This window comes from Mordavella massiliensis (genome assembly GCF_016902415.1).
Lineage (GTDB): Bacteria > Bacillota > Clostridia > Lachnospirales > Lachnospiraceae > Merdimonas > Merdimonas faecigallinarum.
In genome coordinates this window covers 14,600-34,040 of the sequence record NZ_JACJLV010000021.1, presented here as the reverse complement: position 1 = coordinate 34,040, position 19,441 = coordinate 14,600, and the positions used below count along the sequence as shown (strand labels likewise).

22 protein-coding genes and 1 pseudogene are annotated in these 19,441 nt (G+C 44.8%); 21 read left to right on the top strand and 2 right to left on the bottom strand.

Annotated features, from left to right (window positions below):
• Positions 1–290: 290 nt before the first annotated feature.
• The 15 genes and pseudogenes from H6A13_RS07660 to H6A13_RS07590 all read left to right on the top strand — a co-directional run bounded on the left by H6A13_RS07660 (position 291) and on the right by H6A13_RS07590 (position 12,010).
• On the top strand, positions 291–512 hold the full coding sequence (locus H6A13_RS07660; RefSeq protein ID WP_338043035.1) for a helix-turn-helix domain-containing protein: 222 nt from the start codon (positions 291–293) through the stop codon (positions 510–512).
• An 83-nt stretch (positions 513–595) separates the two neighbouring features.
• Positions 596–1,591, top strand: a complete 996-nt coding sequence (locus tag H6A13_RS07655) for a helix-turn-helix domain-containing protein (RefSeq protein WP_243424757.1) — start codon at positions 596–598, stop codon at positions 1,589–1,591.
• On the top strand, positions 1,557–2,957 hold the full coding sequence (locus H6A13_RS07650; protein ID WP_204909021.1) for a tyrosine-type recombinase/integrase: 1,401 nt from the start codon (positions 1,557–1,559) through the stop codon (positions 2,955–2,957). The genes H6A13_RS07655 and H6A13_RS07650 overlap by 35 nt, the downstream gene beginning before the upstream one ends.
• Positions 2,958–3,066: 109 nt before the next feature.
• On the top strand, positions 3,067–3,507 hold the full coding sequence (locus H6A13_RS07645; RefSeq protein ID WP_204909020.1) for a DUF4869 domain-containing protein: 441 nt from the start codon (positions 3,067–3,069) through the stop codon (positions 3,505–3,507).
• 8 nt (positions 3,508–3,515) lie between these two features.
• On the top strand, positions 3,516–3,974 hold the full coding sequence (locus H6A13_RS07640; RefSeq protein ID WP_204909019.1) for an ATP-binding protein: 459 nt from the start codon (positions 3,516–3,518) through the stop codon (positions 3,972–3,974).
• A gap of 74 nt (positions 3,975–4,048) precedes the next feature.
• Entirely contained in the window at positions 4,049–5,446 is a 1,398-nt protein-coding gene (locus H6A13_RS07635) for an AlbA family DNA-binding domain-containing protein (protein WP_204909018.1), read from the top strand.
• Between the two features lie 75 nt (positions 5,447–5,521).
• Complete coding sequence (locus H6A13_RS07630; RefSeq protein WP_204909017.1) at positions 5,522–5,698, top strand: hypothetical protein; 177 nt, start codon at positions 5,522–5,524, stop codon at positions 5,696–5,698.
• A 122-nt stretch (positions 5,699–5,820) separates the two neighbouring features.
• A complete protein-coding gene (locus tag H6A13_RS07625; RefSeq protein ID WP_204909016.1) occupies positions 5,821–7,290 on the top strand; it encodes an ISLre2 family transposase in 1,470 nt (489 codons plus the stop codon).
• 863 nt (positions 7,291–8,153) lie between these two features.
• Positions 8,154–8,345, top strand: coding sequence for a hypothetical protein (locus H6A13_RS07620; RefSeq protein ID WP_204909015.1), 192 nt, complete (start codon positions 8,154–8,156; stop codon positions 8,343–8,345).
• On the top strand, positions 8,338–8,667 hold the full coding sequence (locus H6A13_RS07615) for a hypothetical protein (protein ID WP_243424756.1): 330 nt from the start codon (positions 8,338–8,340) through the stop codon (positions 8,665–8,667). The genes H6A13_RS07620 and H6A13_RS07615 overlap by 8 nt, the downstream gene beginning before the upstream one ends.
• Positions 8,598–8,810: pseudogene (locus H6A13_RS07610) on the top strand (ABC transporter ATP-binding protein); the annotation flags it as partial. The gene H6A13_RS07615 and the pseudogene H6A13_RS07610, both read left to right, overlap by 70 nt.
• A 170-nt stretch (positions 8,811–8,980) precedes the next feature.
• Positions 8,981–9,835: a class I SAM-dependent methyltransferase gene (locus tag H6A13_RS07605; RefSeq protein ID WP_204909014.1), complete on the top strand. Its 855-nt coding sequence runs from the start codon at positions 8,981–8,983 to the stop codon at positions 9,833–9,835.
• On the top strand, positions 9,832–10,350 hold the full coding sequence (locus tag H6A13_RS07600; RefSeq protein ID WP_204909013.1) for a hypothetical protein: 519 nt from the start codon (positions 9,832–9,834) through the stop codon (positions 10,348–10,350). The genes H6A13_RS07605 and H6A13_RS07600 overlap by 4 nt, the downstream gene beginning before the upstream one ends.
• 13 nt (positions 10,351–10,363) lie before the next feature.
• A complete protein-coding gene (locus H6A13_RS07595) occupies positions 10,364–11,179 on the top strand; it encodes a class I SAM-dependent methyltransferase (RefSeq protein WP_204909012.1) in 816 nt (271 codons plus the stop codon).
• 24 nt (positions 11,180–11,203) lie between these two features.
• Positions 11,204–12,010, top strand: a complete 807-nt coding sequence (locus H6A13_RS07590; RefSeq protein WP_204909011.1) for a class I SAM-dependent methyltransferase — start codon at positions 11,204–11,206, stop codon at positions 12,008–12,010.
• 539 nt (positions 12,011–12,549) lie between these two features.
• Here H6A13_RS07590 and H6A13_RS07585 read toward each other — a convergent pair.
• The gene (locus tag H6A13_RS07585; protein WP_204909010.1) at positions 12,550–13,443 is read right to left on the bottom strand and encodes a LysR family transcriptional regulator; all 894 of its coding nucleotides are present in this window, start codon (positions 13,441–13,443) and stop codon (positions 12,550–12,552) included.
• Positions 13,444–13,596: 153 nt separating this feature from the next.
• Here H6A13_RS07585 and H6A13_RS07580 point away from each other — a divergent pair, with 153 nt between their 5' ends.
• The 4 genes from H6A13_RS07580 to H6A13_RS07565 are packed head-to-tail and all read left to right on the top strand — an operon-like array spanning position 13,597 to position 16,351.
• Entirely contained in the window at positions 13,597–13,854 is a 258-nt protein-coding gene (locus H6A13_RS07580; RefSeq protein ID WP_243424755.1) for a hypothetical protein, read from the top strand.
• A 14-nt stretch (positions 13,855–13,868) separates the two neighbouring features.
• Positions 13,869–14,720: a DUF3737 family protein gene (locus tag H6A13_RS07575; RefSeq protein ID WP_204909009.1), complete on the top strand. Its 852-nt coding sequence runs from the start codon at positions 13,869–13,871 to the stop codon at positions 14,718–14,720.
• Positions 14,720–15,217: a cyclophilin-like fold protein gene (locus H6A13_RS07570; RefSeq protein WP_243424754.1), complete on the top strand. Its 498-nt coding sequence runs from the start codon at positions 14,720–14,722 to the stop codon at positions 15,215–15,217. The genes H6A13_RS07575 and H6A13_RS07570 overlap by 1 nt, the downstream gene beginning before the upstream one ends.
• A 39-nt stretch (positions 15,218–15,256) precedes the next feature.
• Positions 15,257–16,351 carry an aldo/keto reductase gene (locus tag H6A13_RS07565; RefSeq protein ID WP_204909008.1) on the top strand — a complete coding sequence of 365 codons (1,095 nt, stop codon included), beginning with the start codon at positions 15,257–15,259 and terminating at the stop codon, positions 16,349–16,351.
• A 54-nt stretch (positions 16,352–16,405) separates the two neighbouring features.
• Here the strand turns inward: H6A13_RS07565 and H6A13_RS07560 are convergent, their stop codons facing one another.
• Positions 16,406–17,680 (bottom strand): ATP-binding protein, encoded by a 1,275-nt coding sequence (locus H6A13_RS07560; RefSeq protein WP_204909007.1) that lies wholly within the window; start codon positions 17,678–17,680, stop codon positions 16,406–16,408.
• A 386-nt stretch (positions 17,681–18,066) separates the two neighbouring features.
• On the opposite strand from H6A13_RS07560, the gene H6A13_RS07555 reads away from it, so the two are divergent.
• Complete coding sequence (locus H6A13_RS07555; RefSeq protein WP_204909006.1) at positions 18,067–18,606, top strand: helix-turn-helix domain-containing protein; 540 nt, start codon at positions 18,067–18,069, stop codon at positions 18,604–18,606.
• Positions 18,607–18,611: 5 nt separating this feature from the next.
• Positions 18,612–19,421, top strand: a complete 810-nt coding sequence (locus H6A13_RS07550) for a HipA domain-containing protein (RefSeq protein WP_204909005.1) — start codon at positions 18,612–18,614, stop codon at positions 19,419–19,421.
• The last annotated feature ends 20 nt before the right edge of the window (positions 19,422–19,441 follow it).

Here is a 19,441-nt window from a genome sequence, read left to right as displayed (position 1 = left end):
GAAATGTATGGGAATTGCCGAGGGTATGGGGAAACGGAATCCCCATCAAGAGCCCGACCACGGAGAATGCAAAAGTCAGAAAATCTGCTTTTGTATTACGGGGTGGATCTTGCTCTTTGAAAATTCAAACCCTCTCATTAATAGAAACGAAAAGGGCTTGTTTTACAGTGTGGATCATGAAAAATTTCAAATTATTTTTTATTTGGACTGTCAAAAATAATCAAAAAAAGCTAATCACAGACGCTGTAAAATTCCCCGATTTCCTTTCTATATATGAAGAGGCTAATATCATGGCCCTTCGTATTAATGAATGGAAAGAGGTATGCATGATGGCAGAGAAAAGGTGTTACACAGTAGCAGAATTACAGGAAATTCTTGGAGTCAGCCGACCGACAGTTTACAGCCTTCTGAAAAGAAATGAATTTCGCTGGATCCAGTTGGACGGCGGAAAGTACCGGATCTCCAAGAAAAGTTTTGACGACTGGCTGGATAAACAGCCTTCTGAAGAATAATTTCCATATGAAAAAAGTTCATCGACATAGTAACGCTATTCTTATATTTCCGTTATCCTTTCAGCAGGAAGGGAGAATTGATTATGAATAAAAAGGAAGAATGGATGAAAGAAGAATACCAGGATATGATCGAGGCCATTGAATCCCATAGTCCATACAAAAGAAAACCATCTCCTCAAAAGAAATGGATGAGTGTAGCGGAAATGGGAGAACTGTTAGGACTTAAGAAGACGGATCGGTACTGGCTTCTTCATAAGAATGTATTTGAGTCCAGAGAGATTGCCGGCAAGCTGCGGGTCAATATTGCCAGTTTTGAAAAGTGGTATGCCAATCAGGTGAAATATCAGAAAGTGACCGGGGAAGAGCCGGGACTGGAATTAAAAGAATGGTCCTTTTCTGTACGTGATATTGCGCAGCTTTTGGAAATTGAAGAAAGCGTTGCCTATGACCTGATTAAAAGGGAAAAGCTTGAGACAGTTACGATCGATTACTGGAAGCGGATACCGAAAGATGTATTTTGGAATTGGTACAACGGACAGACGAAGTATCAGACAGCTGAGGATCGTAAAGCAAAGAGAGAATTATATGAGGCAACCATCAGTATGCCGGATATGGCGAGACTGCTTGGTGTTAGCAGAGGAACTGTTTATACTTTGCTGAAAAGCAGAAAATATGGAAAATATTTTTCTACAGTTATTATTGCTGATCAGAAACGGATCACAAAAGAAAGCTTCCAGAAATTTCTTGATGAGCAGGATGAGTATCAGTTGTCACCCTGCAATGATTATAAAGAACTTGCTATGGAAGAAAATATAGCATTGGCGAATTACCGACGAAAGAAACTTTTGCAGACCGGAGATCGGAGATGTAATGGGAATCTTAGTTATCTGACTCCGGAAGAAGCAGCACTGATGGCAAAGGTTTCAAGATCCATGATTGTAAACTGGTACCAGAGGGAAGAATTTCCAATCATACATATTGGAAACCGGGTACGGATTTGCAGAAAAGAATTTGAAGCATGGCTGGAAGAAAGGAGAAAGAAGAATGGCGTCCATACAGGAACGAAACCACAAGTATAAAGTTGTCTATTATTATAAGAATGATGCGGGCGAAAGAAAGCAAAAATGGGAAACATATGATACAAAGGCGGAAGCCCGCAAACGCAAGAAGGAAATTGAGTATAAGCAGGAGTTAGGAACATTTGTTGCACCTAAGTGTACCTACCTGTCGGATCTTCTCGATGAATATGTTTTTATTTATGGAACAAAAGCCTGGGTAATGTCTACATATCAGGGAAAAGTTGGCCTGATCAGGAATTATATCAAGCCGATGATAGGTAAAGTGAAACTTTCGGATTTGAATACGCATTTTATAGAAAAATACTATCAGACACTTTTGGAGACACCGGCTGTTGTCAATCCGATGACCAAAAAACCAAAAAGCGAGTATGTTACAACAGGAACGATACGGGAGATTCACAAGCTGCTCCGCAACTGCTTTGAGCAGGCAATTAAATGGGAACTGATGGAGAAAAATCCCTGCCAGCGGGCGACTGTTCCTAAACATACGCCTAAAAAGCGCGAGATATGGGAAGCAGACACTATGATGCACGCAATGGATGTATGTGTTGATGAGAGAGTTGTCCTGGCCTGTAATATTATTTTTGCCGGTACACTCCGTCCCGGCGAGGTCACGGCGCTTTCCTGGGACGCTATGGATATTTCCATGGAAGCGATTGATGAGGATCGGGCTTATATCGTTATCAATAAAGAATTGCAGAGAGTAAGTAAGGAGGCTTTGAAAGCATTGGATGGAAAAGATGTACTCCTTGTATTTCCAGAAACCAGAAAATCCAACAAAACAGTCCGTATTTTAAAAAAGCCAAAAACAGAAGGCAGCGAAAGAAAAGTTTTCATCCCGCGAACTGTGGCGCTTATGCTTGTCGAGTGGAAGAAGAAACAGGATCTGGAAAAAGAAGTAATGGGGGATGAATATATGGACTATAACCTGGTACTGGCAACCCCCTATGGACTTCCTGTCGGTGAAGATGTGATCTTGAATGGATTGAAGAAACTTATTGCTGAAAACAATCTGCCTTCTGTAGTTACACACAGCCTCCGGCATACCAGCGTTACTTATAAGCTGAAGCTGAATGGTGGTGATATCAAGGCTACGCAGGGAGATTCCGGTCATTCCCAGGCCAATATGATCCTGAATGTTTATTCTCATATCCTGGATGATGACAGGAGGAAAAATGCAAAACTTTTTGAAAAAGCATTTTATGAAAAGAAAGAACTTGATCCGGATATCCACCAGAAGATGCCGGAGAATATGCTGCAGGTGCCAGAGGGAGTGGATCCGGAATTGCTTGGAAAAGTGCTGGCTGACCCGGAGATGGCTGCGCTGCTGGTATCGATGGCATCAAAAATGAACAGTAAAGTGTGATCAAGATAGACAGGGAATCTGTATTTGCTTATAATGAAAGTATTAGTTTGAGTTATTTTTGTTTGTTGATTTTTTAGAAAGAAGATCAACAGAAAAATGGAGGTATGTTATGCTGAGCATCTATCTGGGGCAAATGGAAGAGGCAATCTATTATCCGCCTGCTTATTTTAATAATACGTATGATGATGAGTGGATCACAGATCCCCTGACTGTAGAAATGATAAAAGATGTAGATAAATCAGAAGTCATCGGTCCTCATCTTATAGAGAGTCCTGTATTGGGCCCGATTTCTGTAAAAGAGATATCAGGCGGTGTAAAAACATTGATCTTGATGGCTTTTGATGATTCAGGAAGAATTTTTAATGCATCCGCTTGTGGCAACAATTGTGCGAAATGGATTCTGGAAATCGGAAAAAGGAAGGATCTGACAATTAATCTGCGGCATATTATGAATTTTGGAAAAGAGCCTTTTGAAATCAAAATTCTTAACAATGGGGAAATGGTTCATGATCTTGATCGTTTTATAGCGGTGGCCGCTAAGTACGTGTAGGTGAGAAGATGACGGGAAAGCATAAGATTATTGTAAAAAACAACAGGCTTTATTACGAGCTTGAAATAGAAGAAAAAATAACCATAATCCGTGGAGACAGTGCAACAGGAAAAACAACACTCATTGATATGATATGGCAGGCACGGCATTATGAAGATTCCAGCGGAATAGAGCTGATCAGTGAAGTCCCATGCAAAGTATTGTACAGGGATAACTGGAAGTGGTCTGTGGAGGAGGCAGCAGATACTATATTTTTTATTGATGACGGAAATGTTTTTGTCACTACAGAAGAGTTCGCGGATGCTGTAAAAAGAAGCGACAGTTATTTTGTCATTGTTATCAGAGAAAATCTGTATCATCTTCCGTATAGCACAGATGAAATATATGGGCTGCGCTGTTCCGGACGATATCGTGACACAAAAAGGATGTATCAGCAGATGTATCGGCTGGGTCCGGCGGAAACTTAGAATTGCATTTCGATATAAATACAGTAAATCAGGTGGATGAAGCATCTTAAAGAGTCAAGCAGAGGATGTGTCTTATGGATATTAGAAACTTAATCGGTGAAACAACAGAATATGATAAGAAGGCTGCACTTGAGATAAAAAAGCCGAAAAGCTGGTGCAAAAGTGTCAGCGCATTTGCCAATACGTCCGGCGGAGTATTGATTTTTGGCATCTCTGATGACGGGAATATTATTGGCCTTGCCAATCCGGAGAGGGATGCGGAAAGAATCAGTGAAATCATAAAAAGCAGACTGGATCCCATACCGGAATTCACGCTCCGATTTTGTGAAGAAGAGGGGAAAACATTAGTCGTCCTGGATATTTGTAAAGGCGAGGAGACACCCTATTATTATTCCGGGGATGGAGTGCTGGAAGCATATATCCGTGTCGGGAATGAGAGCGTGAAAGCTACTTCTACTGAGTTGAAGCGGCTTGTCCTCCGGGGAAAGAATACTTCCTATGATTCACAGATTTCTTCTTATAAGGCAGAGGACTATGCTTTTTCAAAATTGAAAGAGAGATATAAAAAGTGGACAGGAAACAGCTTTGATGAGAAAGATCTGATTTCTTTCGGGCTGGCAGATGAACAGGGATATCTGACCAATGCAGGGGCGCTCCTTGCCGATGAAAGCCCGATCAGATGGTCAAGAGTGTTTTGTACAAGGTGGAATGGCATAAATAAGAGCGGCGGCATGATGGACGCGCTGGATGATGCGGAATATTCCGGCAGCATTATTTCGCTGATCGAAAATGGTGAGGCCTTTATAAAACGAAATAATCGGGTGATGTGGAGAAAAACAGAAAATTCCCGTGAGGAAATGCCTGAATACGTGGAGCGGAGTTATCATGAAGCACTCATTAACGGGCTGGCCCACCGTGACTACCTGATCAATGGAAGTGAGGTCCATATTGATATCTATGATGACCGGATGGAGATATACTCTCCGGGAGGGATGCCTGATGGCTCCCTGATCCAGGAGCGTGATCCGCTTACAGTTCCATCGACCAGAAGAAATCCGGTTCTTGCAGACGTGCTGAACCGGCTGGGATATATGGAACGGAAAGGCAGCGGCTTTGAAAAAATCATCAGTGGATATGAGTTTCAGGTGAATTATGACGATACCAAAAAGCCTAAATTTCGATCTGACAGATATCAGTTTACAGTGGTGATGCCAAATCTGAATTATGATGTCTCTCAGGATGTCACCACAAATGTCACCAGTGATGTCACCACGAATGTCACCAAAGACAACTTAGATGATCAGATTTTAAGTTTAATCAGAAAAGACAGCAGGATCAGTACAAGAAAAATGGCAGAAAGGGCAGGCGTTAATGTCAGAACGATAAACCGCCATTTGAAAAAAATGGATCATGTAAATTATATTGGACGGGGATCAAATGGCCATTGGGAGATTTCAGAGGAGAAGTGCTAGACCGCTTTTTAGATCAACTCCAACCTCTTTTTTGTTATTCTTTATAATATGAATTATAATGTTCTGGAAAAAGAGGTGTTAATTGATCCGGAAAAAGCGTTAATTAGTTTGGAAAATATTTCAATTCATAATGCTATTGATAAACTGAATGCGAACCAGGTCACCAAAGAAAAAGTAAATCTACTGTTTGAGAAAATGGGATTTGATAAGATTTTTGGAAGAAAAGAGATTATGGGAAATATCAATTTGTAAGACAAAAATGAAGTAGTCGAGCTAGCGTAAAGTTTTATTCGGAAAATAAGGTAGAGGACACCCCTTTGTGATAAAGTATTTAAGGCTGACAACCAAAATACAAACAAAGGAAGGTGTCCTCTATGCTTAACAGTATAAGATATTTTGAAGAAGAATGCATCAACAGATTTGAAAAACTTGAAGATCAGTTCCTGAAACATCCAGATCAGCTGGCTGAGTATGTCCTTGGTTTAACAGCGGAACTGCATCAGCTGGGGCTGAAGATGATACAGGATTCTCTGGAAATGATGAACCGGATGCTGATTGAAAGTCCGATACGAAGACGTGACTGGGTAGTAGAGGCTCACATCCGGAAACAGCTGATCACCTCATTGGGAACGGTAGCTTTTAAAAAGACTCTGTTTACAAACAAGCATACAGGAGAAAGCTCCTATCTGATCGACAGGATCCTTGGTCTGGGGAAACATGAGCGGATGACAGAAGATGCTCAAGCCCTTCTGTTTCAGGAAGCAGTACAGACATCTTACCGGCGCGGAGGGGAAAGCTGCAGTCTGACAGCAGAGGTAAGCAGGCAGACGGTGAAAAATAAGATCCATCAGCTTGAGTTTCCACCCGAAAAGGAGAAACCATGCAGGAAAAAGGAAGTGGAGTATCTGTATATTGACGCGGATGAAGACCATATCTCACTGCAGTTTCGTAAGGAAAAGGGAGATCTGATGGAAAATGAAAACCGTCAGAAGAATAACTGCCTGCTTGCAAAACTGATCTATGTTTACGAAGGGATTGAAAAAGAGGCGCCAAAAAGTAAGCGCCACAGGCTGGTAAACCCGCATTACTTTTGCAGTGTGGATACGGGGAAAGGGAATGAGGAGTTCTGGGATGAAGTCTATGAGTACCTGGAGAGAAGGTATGATCTGAAAAAAGTAAAAAAGATTTATCTGAACTCTGATGGCGGCGGATGGATCAGGAGCGGCATGAAACGGATCGCAGGGATAGTCCATGTGCTGGACGAGTTCCATCTGGAAAAATATCTTACCAGACTTACAAGCCATATGAAAGACAGCCGATGGGATGCGGCAGATAAGCTGCGCCGGACGATCCGGAGAGGGACCAAAAAGGAGTTTAAAGAATTAGCAGACTGTTTGAAAGGATATCTGAAAAAGGAGGAGAACATCAGGCGTATAGACAAAGCAGCAGAATACATTCTTTCAAACTGGACAGCAGCCAGGCTGCGGCTGAGACATAAAGAAGGAGTGATTGGGAGCAGTACGGAAGGACATGTAAGCCATGTGCTGGCTTCCCGAATGAGTTCCAGGCCGATGGGCTGGAGTATTTGTGGTGCAGAAAAAATGGCACGGTTAAGGGCTTATCATCTGAATGGCGGAGATATGTTAGAGCTGGTGAGGTATCAGGAAAGAGCACTGCCAAAAGCTGCCGGGGCAGAAGAAACATATATCACAACACGGGAGATCCTCAATTCAGAAAAGAACAGACACAGGCAAGTGGGGAAATACATGGAGAGCATCAGCCACAGCATATCGCTTGAAACAAAAAAGAAGCTGTATTTCAATGCACATATATGGGGATTATGAAAATGAAAAATCAATGGAATGAGGTTGCAAGATAACAAAAAAGGATGTAGAGTAAAAAAGAACTATAGCCTGATGCTTTATCAGCGCGTCATGGGTGATTTCTACCCCATCAATTCCGAAGGTAAATTTACGCTGTCAAGTAGTCGAAAAAACGTAGACAAACTGACCATTACACGGTATAGTATAGATAGTAAATCTGATCAATTGAATATTGTATATCATTCCTGCTAAGACGGGCATGGTAGCCGATCCTTTAGGAAGCCGTTGACAGTAAGCCGAACACCTTTTATTAGCCGCAGCCAATATCCGGCTAATATCTACCGGTTGTTCCGGGTTTACAGTGGCTGACAGCAATTGACCAGAAACGATTTGAACTGTAGTAAAAGACCTTTTATTACGAGCCTTGCGTGAACTGAACATGACTTGGATTGACAGTGGTCAGGAGACCTCCTAAGCGGTAGGTCGGAGGTTCAAATCCTCTTAGCGACGCCAAAAATTCCGCCGAAAACGTTGATTTTTCAAGGTTTTCGGCGTTTTCTTTTTCCCAAGAAAAATCGAACACATAACAAACAGCGATTAGCAGGAAGCATTTTTGCTAATCGGAAGTGACCATGGTGAACTCGAACGATTGATTTTTGTCACCGATTAGCTTGCTAATGATTAGCAGAAAATTTTCGATTTTTGCTAATCAAACTGCCTCTCCTGCTAATTTGCCGAAAAATCATGCAAAAAACCTTGCTAATCGAATGGGCGAATGTTACCGAGTAAAAGGCATTTTTTTGAAGTTTATTTCGTCCTTTTGCTGGCATATTTGAGGGGGTACTCCGCTTCTCGTATAATGATGCTGTAAGGAGGTGCATCGTATGAGAGAAAAAACATTTCATGTTTATGTGGATAGCCATGATAGAAGCCTTTTGCTTCAAAGCCTTGTAGAATTGAAAAATCTGTTGATCCAACAAGGCAGATATACGGATTGCGTGGATGAACTGATTTTCAAGGTAATCAATGCTCCTCTAAAGAAAATAAAAACAATTGTGGGAGGAAAGGATGAATGAAATAGACCTAAAAGAATTACTCAAAGTAGCTGTTGAAACATTGAGGGAGAAAACAATCCGTTCACTATTGGAAGCAGACATGACTTATCAGAAAGACTCTGAAAATGAAGGCATTGCGGAAATGGAGTATCTCCAGCTGGATTTGACAGAAGAACAACGGAAAGTCTGTAACCGCCTTTTGGAGTGCCGGGACAAAGAAGATTGTGAATATGCTACGCACTCTTATATTGCAGGACTCTACGATGCTTTGCGCTGGTGGGAGCTGTTCTACTCATGCAAGGAAGCCTCTCCGTGCTTACATTCTTTATGTTCCTTCTGGTAGTACCCCGTTTATATGACCCTCTGCAGGGCGCGCTCCAGAATCTTGCGGCAGTCATCAGTACACGAACCAACATTGCCCGAATGAATGAGATTCTCGATCATCCGATCCAGCAAGGCAGTGACAGGCTTTCCAATCAGGGGTATACTCATATGGTAAAACTGCAGACAGAAAGCCAGAGCTGGAAACTTGAGTGAAGAAGCCTCTGAAAAATATCTTATAGGAATTGAAAGAGCAATTTGAGTAGAAAAAGATTTTTAAATCTGTTAAAATAAATAAAAAAAGGTTAGCGATAACTAACCCGAAGAGGCAGATTATGAACAAATCAACAATCAAAAAGAATTCATTACAGGAAACATTGATCATTCCACTATACGCCCGATGGCTTTGTTCTCGGAAATTTCCCGGATTGTTTCAGGATCAAACAGCCGGGGAGTTGATTAAAAAAGTGGATTATGACTTTTCTGCATTAGAAAAACAATCGGAAAGTATCATGCATAGCTTTGGTGCATTGGAAGTAGCCATGCGCCAAAATGACCTTGCGTGGGAGATACGGGACTATCTCCATCAACATCCAAAAGCTGCCGTCATTAATCTTGGTTGTGGACTGGACAACACTGGACGAGTGTGCGACAACGGTCAGTGCCATATCTGGAATATTGACCTGCCGGATGTGATTGCGCTGCGGAATCAATTGCTTCCTGCCGGAGAGCGGGAAGAAAATCTGGCTTGTGATTTAACAGATCTGAGCTGGATGAAAGCTGTACGGTTTGATCCTGAGAATGGTGCAGTACTGTTTGCCGCCGGTGTATTCTACTATTTTACTACAAACCAGATGAAGCAGTTGGTTAAGGCAATGGCCGAACACTTTCCGGGAGGACGTCTGGTTTTTGATGCAGCAGGCAAAACCGCTGTCAAACTAATGCTGAAAACCTGGGTAAAACAGGCGGGGATCAAGGATGTCGGTGCATATTTCTCCGTAAAGGATGCCAAAGGAGAGCTGGAGAGCTGGTCACCATTGCTCTCTGTTTCCAGCTGCGGGTATATGCAGGGCTATCAGAAACTGGAGGGATCGGGGGTAAGATCCATTCACCGCCTTCTGGCTAAAATCGCCGACGGACCGCTGCATTTGCAGATTGTGCGAGTGCGTTTTAAGGAGGAATCTGGATGAACTGGATGCGAACGATATTAGACGGATTTGCCATGGCAGCCTATTTTAATTTGTTTGCTGCTGCCGTAGCACTGTACAATCCCAGACTGATGTTTCCCAGCTACCCGCCTGCCATTATCAGGAGTGCGCCGGAACCGCCCTCAAAAGCGGAGAATCGCTTTTACTGGCTATGGATCTTTTTTGGGGAGCTTCTGCCCCTCTTGCTCTACGGGGCAGTCAGTATGGTGGAAGGGGGCACTCATGGGTTTTGGCAGATGGCGCTGACAGGATATATCCAGTGGATGATGATAAACCTGTGCGACCTGTTTTTTCTGGATATCTTTCTCATCCAGAAAAGGGCGAAACGCCGTTTTGTAATTCCTGGTACGGAAGGGGACCCTGGCTATGGGTTCAAAGTGTGGATGAAAAGCTACGCATTGCCGGAGCATCTGTTGCAATGGCCATTGCTCCTGTGTCCCTTGATGGCGGCGGTGCAGGCAGGGATAGGAGTATTGTTGATGAGATTATTAATATAGAGGAGATAATGTAATGAACAAGAAAGAATTAAAACAGGAGAATATTCGACTTGGAACTCACGGGGAAGACTACGGAAGCTGGATGTCCAATCCCGTGTTCTATATTATCGGCGGCATCACGGCTCTGGCCGTGGTTTTGGCCGTACTCTCTTTTTCGGTGTTCCACATCACGGTTCTCGGTGTTCTGTTCTCTGTTGTTGCGGCGGCGCTGATGGCCCTGCTGGTCTGGATCACATGGATCAGGCGCCAGTATGCCTTTGGCGGCGGCGGAATCATGGAACAGGTTCATAGGGTTGTTCTCTCCCATCTGGACTATGATGGGCAGGGAAAGATTTTGGAAGTAGGCTGTGGCTCCGGAGCACTGACAATCCGTGCGGCTCTGACATGGCCGAAAGCAAAAGTGATCGGTGTTGATTACTGGGGCGCTGTGTACAATTACAGCAAAGCACTCTGCGAGAAGAATGCTGCCAGTGAGGGCGTGGCTTCCCGCTGTGTATTTCAGCACGGTGATGCAAAGCAGCTGGATTTTCCCGATGAGAGCTTTGATGTAGTCATCAGCAACTATGTCTATCACAATGTTATGGGTGCTGATATGCAGAAACTGCTGCTGGAAAGCCTGCGGGTATTGAAAAAAGGCGGCGTCTTTGCACTCAACGATGATATGAAACCAAAGATGTACGGTGACATGGAAGATTTTGCGCAGAAACTGCGGGATATGGGGTATCAGGATGTTCGTCTCATTGATACTGCACAAGAGGCGTTCGGCTCACACCGCCGAGCAGCTATGATGATGCTGGGATCTTCCAGACTCCTGGTAGGCCGGAAATAATCTCACTATAAAGGAGGACTGGTTATGCAGAAATTAGGCGTTGTAGAAGATACCCTGTTTGTCCCTATGCTGGGCAGAATCTATGCCAGTGAGTATTGTCCGCAAATTTTATATGATAAAAAAGCATTGGAATTGAAAAAGAAGCTGCCTTCAGACTTGATTGAAAAGAATATGCAGAACCAGTATACTCTCTTGGCCTCTGCTTCCCGGTCTGCCAATATGGATCGGTTTATTCGGTCTTTTCTGGAACGCAGACCGGACGGTGTGATTGTCCAGCTGGGCTGTGGTCTGGAGACAACATATCACCGATGTGATAACGGAAAGACACACTGGTATGCCGTGGATCTGCCTCATGTCATTGACTACCGGCGGGAACTGCTCCCGGAATTGGAACGAGAAACCTATCTTGCAGGAGATGCCTTTTCCGAAGACTGGATCAGACAAGTTCGTACAGAATTTCCCGATGCTCCTATTCTCGTTACTGCAGGCGGGCTGTTTCATTATTTTGAAGAAAATAAGGTCGTTGCCCTTCTGCGTACGATGGGACAATTTGGAAATATGGAAGTTGTTTTTGACACCGTGAACAAAAAAGGCATGGCTATGATGCAAAAGAAGTATATGAAGCAGGTAGGCCATGCCGATGCGCAGATGTTCTTTTATGTGGATTCAGCAAAAGAACTGGCAGCAAAGATCGGGGGTAATGCGAAGGTGATTGCGGAGGAACCTTACTATCGTCACATCCCCAGAAATGGTCTGAACTTGTCTACAAGGCTCAGCATGGCGGTTTCAGATCGGCTCTGTATGGTGAAGATGATACAGTTGAAATTGTAAAATTCAATGAAATCTGCCTGAGAGATTTGATTATTTTCCAAGGTGTGGTACAACTTTCCGGTCGGATTATACTAACTTAAAGGGCTATATTATATTTAAAATGGGAAAGGAACAATCTTTTTCATAGACGAAGAAAATGTCTTTATCACGACAGAAAGATTTGCGGAGAAGATCCGAAATTCAAATAACTATTTTGTTTTGATCACCAGGGAAAATTTATACACTCTGCCATACAGCGTGGAAGAAATATACGGAATTCACTGTTCCGGGAAATATCACGATACAAAAAAAGCATATCAGCAACTGTATCGGATCTATTCTAATTCAGGATATATTAGAGAATCCGGAAGTCTATATTGACAGTAGAACGTATTTTAGCTGGGAAAGATTTTTCTCACATCTTTTGACAGAAAAGACCAGGAATACCTATCTGCAATACAGCAAGTCAAAATTGAACGAAGTTTATCTGCATGAAAAGAACCGGGAAATGATCTTAAATGTGATAAAAGGAATAGAATGGAAATAACTGTGTAAAAGGATTATTTTTTCACTTCAAGCAGTTCCCGCAGAGATTGCAAAAAAAGATTTACCGCCTTGGAAAACACCTGATATTTTTTCCAGACGATGAATCCCCGCGCTTCCAGCCGGGGTGAAAGCGGGCGGAAACAAAGGCTGCTTCCCCGCGTGTTGATGAGCTTATCAAAACACAGAGCGTATCCGAGTCCTTCCTCTACCAGCAGCGAGGCGTTAAAAAGCAGATTGTAGGTAGCCACAATATGCAGTTCGGATTCTTTCCGCTGAAGCCATTGATTCAGATAGGAGTCATCCCCTTTTTGGTGGGAGACGATCAGCGGTTTATCCCACAGATCTTCCGGGCAGATCGTTTCCTTTTCTGCCAGCGGAGAATCTTTGCGCATCAAAACGCCCCAGGTGTCTTTGACAGAGATCGGGATGGCCTCATATTTCTGCGGATCGATCTCCTTAAAAAGCAGTCCGAAATCGATCAGTCCTTTATCCAGATATTCCAATACATGCTCCGCATTGCCGCTGGAGATGTGATACCGGATATCCGGATATCTCTGCTGCAGTTTTTTAGCAACTTGCGCAAACAAACGAACTGTTTCCGTTTCACCGGCTCCGATAAAAACATTCCCTGCAATGTTTTCGTCGGAGCCGGTGATTTCTTCTTCTGTGCGGCGCATCAGCGAGATCATTTCATCCGCCCGCTTGCGCAGGATCATCCCTTCTTCTGTCAAAACAACTTTGCGGGAGCCTTTTACACCGCGAATGAGGAGCTGCTTGCCCAGCTCTGTTTCCAGCGCTTTAAGCTGCGTGGATAAAGCCGGCTGAGAGATGTGCAAAGACTCTGCCGCAGCAGTGATATTCTGTTCTCTGGCCACTGCCAGAAAGTATTCCAATAAACGAAATTCCATCGAAACCGCCTCCTGACAGTCAGTATAGCGGACAATAGTATAACTGTCAATTATGGAACATGATAAAGAATAAGTATTTGATATATAATCTTCTGGCGTCTATACTTGATTTATAGAAATTCAGTTTGTGCTGATCTGTGGTGGTGAGTGAGAATGCAGAAAAAACAATCCATGGCTCAAAATGAAAATCCGTATGCCTATACTGTCTTGCAGAATCTGAAGGATGCCGGCTGTACCGATGAAATGGCAGAAATGTTTATGGCGCTTCAGGACAGCGGGGATGGGGAACAGCAGCGCAGGCTTCTCTCCGGTCACAGGAAGCATTTGCTGGAGAAGCTCCATCGCAATCAAAGGCGGATCGACTGCCTGGACTATCTTATCTATCAGATGGAGACAAAGAAAGAGGAATAACAGGAGGTTTTCATATGAAAGTGATTCAGGATCAGACCTTTGACGCGGAACGTGCCTTTTACGGCAGCCACGATATTTTGGTAAAAAACTGCTCCCTTGACGGCCCGGCTGATGGCGAGAGCGCCTTTAAGGAGTGCAGCGGCGTGCAGGTGGAACACGGGTTCTTCAATTTGCGTTATCCCTTCTGGCATGACCATGGCCTTGTCATCCGAGATTCCAGGATGACGCAGGCCTGCCGGGCGGCCTTGTGGTACTCTGACCACATGACCATCGAGAATACAAAGCTTCACGGGATCAAGGCCCTGCGTGAGTGTTCGGACATTCTGATGCGTGGCTGCGATGTGATCTCCCCGGAGTTCGGATGGTCGGCCAGGAATGTTGAAATGGAGGACTGCGACGTCGAAAGCGAATATTTTATGATGCGTTCTTCCAATCTGCATTTTAACAATGTGCGGATGAAAGGCAAATATTCCTTCCAGTATATCGTGGATGCTGTATTTGAGAACTGCACCTTTGATACGAAAGACGCCTTCTGGCACGGGAAAAACATCACAGTGCGTGACAGCGTAGTAAAAGGTGAGTATCTGGCCTGGTACAGCGAGAATATTACTTTTGAAAACTGTAAGATTATCGGGACACAGCCCCTGTGCTACTGCAAGGGACTGAAGCTCATTCACTGTGAAATGGAAGGCTGCGACCTGGCCTTTGAGCGGAGCGAAGTGGAAGCAACGGTCACCACGCCGGTTCTCAGCGTTAAAAATCCACTTCGCGGCAGCCGGATCACTGTCCCGGCAGTGGGTGAGATCATCCGCGATATCGAAGAGGGGACAGGCACCGTGCAGATACAGCCAAAGGCGGGCTTCTGATGATGAAGAAAAAGGTTTTTTTCCTGTTGTTTCTATTACTTAGCACATCCGTACTGATGGACGGATGCGGGAGCCAGGAATCATCAGCGCCATCGCAGGAAGCAGAGAATAAAAAAAGTGAGTGGGTTGAGGAGGAAAACGGCGAAATGAAAATGAACGTCAATGTAAACGGCCAGGATTTTATTGCCACATTGGAACAAAACAGCGCGGTTAGCGCTCTTGTCCAGATGATGGAGAACGGCCCTGTTACCTTACAGCTCAGTGATTATGCGGGTTTTGAAAAGGTGGGGCCGCTGGGCCAGAGCCTTCCTGCAAGCAACAGCCAGACCACGACCCAGACCGGAGATATTGTGCTATATCAGGGAAATCAGATCGTTATGTTCTATGGTTCCAACTCCTGGAGTTATACAAGGATCGGTCGTATCGATGACCTCACCGGCTGGGAGGAAGCGCTGGGCAGCGGCGATGTGACGGTAACCTTATCAGTGGAGGACTAGGACTTATTGAGAGAATAAAAGGCAAGCAAGGAGGATTTTATGGAGTATCGAAAATTGCCCCACGGGGAGGAACAGATCAGTATCATCGGCATGGGAAACAGCTCTCTTGGCGCTTCGGGCGGAGAGGAAGCGGAAAAGACGATCGCCATGGCGCTGGAAAACGGCGTCAACTATTTTGACATGGCCGCCGGGGATGCCACGCCCTTTCCCGCCTATGGCCGGGTGGTATCCGGCTGCCGGCATAAGGTGTATTATCAGATCCATTTCGGTGCGGATTACCGCGGCGGCAAATACGGCTGGACACTGGACCTGGATGAGATCAGGCGTTCTGTCGACTGGCAGTTGAAAGCTCTTAAGACGGATTATATTGACTTTGGTTTTATCCACTGTATTGATGAACTTTCCGACCTGGAAAAGGCAGAGGCGCATGGAACCATCGCCTACATAGAGGAGTTGAAGCGGCAGGGCGTTATCCGGCACATCGGGCTTTCCTCTCACACGCCTGTTGTGGCAGAGAAAGTTTTGGATATGCACATCCTGGATATGCTGATGTTCAGCATCAACCCCGCCTACGACTACCGCCACGGGGAGTATGCCATCGGCAGCGGGGATGAACGGGCTGCGCTTTACCGCCGGTGCGAAGCGGAGGGCGTGGGCATTTCGGTGATGAAGGCGTTTAGCGCCGGGCAGTTGCTGGACGCAAAAACATCGCCTTTCGGCCAGGCCCTGACGGAGTACCAGTGTATGCAGTACGCCTTGGATCGTCCAGGTGTATTGACGGTACTGCCCGGTGTGCGGAACCGGGAAGATCTGAAGCGGATTCTCGGGTTTCTCACCGCCACAGAAGCGGAAAAGGATTATTCCATCCTTGGCAGTTTCACGCCTGCCGAGTCAAACGGCGTATGTGTGTACTGCAACCACTGTCAGCCCTGCCCTGCCGGTCTGGATGTGGGGCTTATCAACAAGTATTACGATCTGGCAAAGGCCGGTGACGGGCTGGCCCGGGATCACTACGCCCATCTGGGGCGTAAGGCATCGCATTGCGTTTCCTGCGGCCACTGTGACGCCCGCTGTCCCTTCCATGTTAGCCAAAGCCGGCGAATGAAGGAGATTTCCGCTTATTTTGGAGAGTAAAAATAGTGAAAAAACGAGAGCTGTTCGGTTCTCGTTTTTTCTGCAAAATACGGATTAAATGAGCCAAACGGGTACATACCAGTTCTTTTCGTCCACAGGCAGCAGATCATTTGCCATACAGACCACACTTCCGGTTCCAATCTCGACCTTCAAAGAACCCAATCCTCCGAAAGCCGGTTCTCTGGTAACGGGTTCCAATACCTTGAAGTTTTTAATCGCGGTTTTGCCCGGTGACGCCGATTTTTTGATCTCTATCGGGGAAAGCATACCATTTTGATATAGCAGCAGGTCGATTTCTTTCTTGTCTTTATCCCTGTAATAGAAAACAGGCGGCTCTTTTCCTGCGTTAAGATAACTCTTATAAATCTCTGAAAAAACATAGCTCTCAAAGAATGCCCCGGACATGGCGCCTCTCTCCAGTGCTTCGGGATTGCCCCATTTTAAAAGGTACGCTGCCAGGCCGGTGTCCAGGAAATGGAGCAGTGGCATCTTTACCACCCGTTTGAGCGCATTGTTGTGATAAGGCTGTACAAGCGCAATGATATGAGACGACACCAAAATAGAGAGCCATTTTTTTGCCGTTGGAGCTGAAACGCCTGCGGCATTCGCCAGTTCCTCATAGACAACAGGCTTTGAGGTCTGTGCAGCAACAATCGTCATAAAATTGTAAAACTGCATTTCGTCCGCGACCTGTGCCAGATCCCGAATATCCCTTTGCAGATAGGTGTCAACATAGGAGCGGTAATAAGTCTCCCAGTCCACATTTTCATCTGCATAGAGTTCCGGCATAGAACCTTTGAATATCCGGCGGTAGATCTCATTTAAATCTCTTTTTCTTTTTACGGGCAAACGCTCCATCAAATACCCGGCTTCTGTTTGGAAAGGCTCGCTCGGTTCATGATAGATTTCCGCATCGGATAATCCCAGCAGGTTCACGATTCCAACCCGTCCGGCCAGACTTTCGCTGACATTTTTCATAAGGCGGAAAACCTGCGAGCCTGTGATCCAGAAATCACCTTTTTTCTTAGAACGGTCAACACTCATTTTGATGTAGGGCAGCAGCTCTGTTGCATACTGGATCTCATCAATCAGTACCGGTGGAGAATACCTCTGTAAAAACAGGGCAGGATCGTGTTTTGCCAGGTAGCGGACATCAGGATCATCCAGAGTCACATATTTACGCTCTATGCCTTCACTTTGCTGTGCCTCTGCCATTCTTTGCAATAAGGTCGTTTTCCCAACCTGTCTGGGGCCAGTTACCAGCAGCACAGGAAACATTTTGGACACCCGTGCAATCGTATCTTCCGCAGCTCGTTTGATATATGCCATGACAATCTCTCCCTTCGGTTATAGTATAAGTCAATTTTATTCAGAATATCCGTCCAAACTAAATTGTGATTTTATTATAGCCAGACTTTTTTCGGATTGTCAATGGTATCTCTGGCTAAACTAAATTGTGATTTTAGTTTAGCCAAAACATTTGCCGCAATTATTCCATGAAAAACTAACTTTTTACCGAACTGAATTGTCTTATTAGATAGAAGCAGGTCAAGGGAGGTAAGAAGAGTGAGAAGATACAAACGATACCGCGGCAGAAAAAGACTACTACTATAAATCAGTAGTATTTTTGTTATATACCCCTTGATTTTAGTATAATTTATGATATTCTATAAGAAAGAAATCGATTTATAATCATAAAGACAGGGGGTGGGACAATGGAATTTGCTTTACAGAAAACAGTATGTGCTTCGGAAGTGAAACTAATACGCGGACAATTGAAGATGAAGCAAAAAGAACTGGCCGGGCTGATGAATGTTTCTGTTAAAACGGTGGAACACTGGGAAAGCAGCGGGGGGACAGTGTCGGGAGCTGCTGCCGCCATGCTCTGCATCCTGCGGGAGCGCCCGTGGCTTTTGGAAGAGCTGGAGATCCCGGAAAGAGAGTTCCCTCTTCGGCTCAGATATTTGAATCAGAACCGGCTGTGCACCATCATAGATGTGAATGACAGGGAACAGCGGGTAAAAATCAAAAACTATGTAACAGATCCCTTGTACCGGGCGTTTGGGAAAAATGAACACCCCACATATGAAGAGTATGAAGAATTTCTGGAATCAAGATGTTTCCCGCGGACGAGAGACAAGATGAAAATCCTGCTTGAGGAGCTGAATCTTCCATTTTATGATCCGCTTATGATCATCCAGAAAACCAAAGGGGAAATGGCAGAAGATGATTTTTGGATTGAGATCGAGAGGTGAGGAAAATGATCCGTCTGGAAGAAAAGGATTTGAGGACTGCGGCGCATCAGTCGTCAAAAGGGAATCAGTTGAAGTGGGAATCGGAAGGGGTATGGTACAAGGCAGACTATACCGGTTATGAAGGCCTGGCGGAATATGTAGTCTCAAAGCTTCTGCGATACTCCAATATGGAGGAAAATGATTATATTCTGTATGAAACGGAAGAAATTAGGTATAAGCAAGCAATATACAGGGGCTGTCGCAGCAGAAATTTTCTCCCGGATGGCTGGCAGCTTATCACGTTGGAGAGATTGTTCAAGAATCTGTATGGGCGGAGTCTGTATGTGAGCATTTTCCAGATACAGGGTGTAGAGGAAAGGACGCGTTTTCTGACAGAGCAGGTGGAGCAGATGACGGGCCTGAAAGACTTTGGTTTTTATCTAAGCCGTCTGTTGACAATAGATGCGCTGTTCCTGAACGAGGACAGACATATGCATAATATTGCCGTGCTGCTTGATAGAGACGGTCATTATCATTACTGCCCGGTGTTTGATAACGGTTGCGCGCTTCTGTCGGATACACAGATGGATTATCCGATGGGGGAGGATATTATCACGCTTATCCCGCAGGTCAGAGCCAAAACACTGAGCAGAAATTTTATGGAGCAGTTGGAAGCTGTGGAAGCTTTGTATGGGCAGTCCCTGAAGTTTTCTTACAGCATAAAAGAGATTGAAATGCTGTTGGAGAAAGAACCTTATTATCCGGCAGAAATTAAAATACGGGTACGGGACATCCTGTTGCAGCAGCGTCGCACATATCAGTATCTATTTCGGTAAAACAGGAAAGGAAGCAGGCA

Bases quoted from the DNA above. Each gene is read 5' to 3' on its own strand.
- H6A13_RS07660 (WP_338043035.1), top strand. From the start codon at position 291: ATGGCCCTTCGTATTAATGAATGGAAAGAGGTATGCATGATGGCAGAG.
- H6A13_RS07560 (WP_204909007.1), bottom strand. From the start codon at position 17,680: ATGGCATATATCAAACGAGCTGCGGAAGATACGATTGCACGGGTGTCC.
- H6A13_RS07655 (WP_243424757.1), top strand. From the start codon at position 596: ATGAATAAAAAGGAAGAATGGATGAAAGAAGAATACCAGGATATGATC.
- H6A13_RS07625 (WP_204909016.1), top strand. From the start codon at position 5,821: ATGCTTAACAGTATAAGATATTTTGAAGAAGAATGCATCAACAGATTT.
- H6A13_RS07550 (WP_204909005.1), top strand. From the start codon at position 18,612: ATGATCCGTCTGGAAGAAAAGGATTTGAGGACTGCGGCGCATCAGTCG.
- H6A13_RS07590 (WP_204909011.1), top strand. From the start codon at position 11,204: ATGCAGAAATTAGGCGTTGTAGAAGATACCCTGTTTGTCCCTATGCTG.
- H6A13_RS07605 (WP_204909014.1), top strand. From the start codon at position 8,981: ATGAACAAATCAACAATCAAAAAGAATTCATTACAGGAAACATTGATC.
- H6A13_RS07650 (WP_204909021.1), top strand. From the start codon at position 1,557: ATGGCGTCCATACAGGAACGAAACCACAAGTATAAAGTTGTCTATTAT.
- H6A13_RS07565 (WP_204909008.1), top strand. From the start codon at position 15,257: ATGGAGTATCGAAAATTGCCCCACGGGGAGGAACAGATCAGTATCATC.
- H6A13_RS07595 (WP_204909012.1), top strand. From the start codon at position 10,364: ATGAACAAGAAAGAATTAAAACAGGAGAATATTCGACTTGGAACTCAC.
- H6A13_RS07555 (WP_204909006.1), top strand. From the start codon at position 18,067: ATGGAATTTGCTTTACAGAAAACAGTATGTGCTTCGGAAGTGAAACTA.
- H6A13_RS07585 (WP_204909010.1), bottom strand. From the start codon at position 13,443: ATGGAATTTCGTTTATTGGAATACTTTCTGGCAGTGGCCAGAGAACAG.
- H6A13_RS07640 (WP_204909019.1), top strand. From the start codon at position 3,516: ATGACGGGAAAGCATAAGATTATTGTAAAAAACAACAGGCTTTATTAC.
- H6A13_RS07645 (WP_204909020.1), top strand. From the start codon at position 3,067: ATGCTGAGCATCTATCTGGGGCAAATGGAAGAGGCAATCTATTATCCG.
- H6A13_RS07600 (WP_204909013.1), top strand. From the start codon at position 9,832: ATGAACTGGATGCGAACGATATTAGACGGATTTGCCATGGCAGCCTAT.
- H6A13_RS07635 (WP_204909018.1), top strand. From the start codon at position 4,049: ATGGATATTAGAAACTTAATCGGTGAAACAACAGAATATGATAAGAAG.
- H6A13_RS07580 (WP_243424755.1), top strand. From the start codon at position 13,597: ATGCAGAAAAAACAATCCATGGCTCAAAATGAAAATCCGTATGCCTAT.
- H6A13_RS07615 (WP_243424756.1), top strand. From the start codon at position 8,338: ATGAATGAAATAGACCTAAAAGAATTACTCAAAGTAGCTGTTGAAACA.
- H6A13_RS07575 (WP_204909009.1), top strand. From the start codon at position 13,869: ATGAAAGTGATTCAGGATCAGACCTTTGACGCGGAACGTGCCTTTTAC.
- H6A13_RS07570 (WP_243424754.1), top strand. From the start codon at position 14,720: ATGATGAAGAAAAAGGTTTTTTTCCTGTTGTTTCTATTACTTAGCACA.
- H6A13_RS07620 (WP_204909015.1), top strand. From the start codon at position 8,154: ATGAGAGAAAAAACATTTCATGTTTATGTGGATAGCCATGATAGAAGC.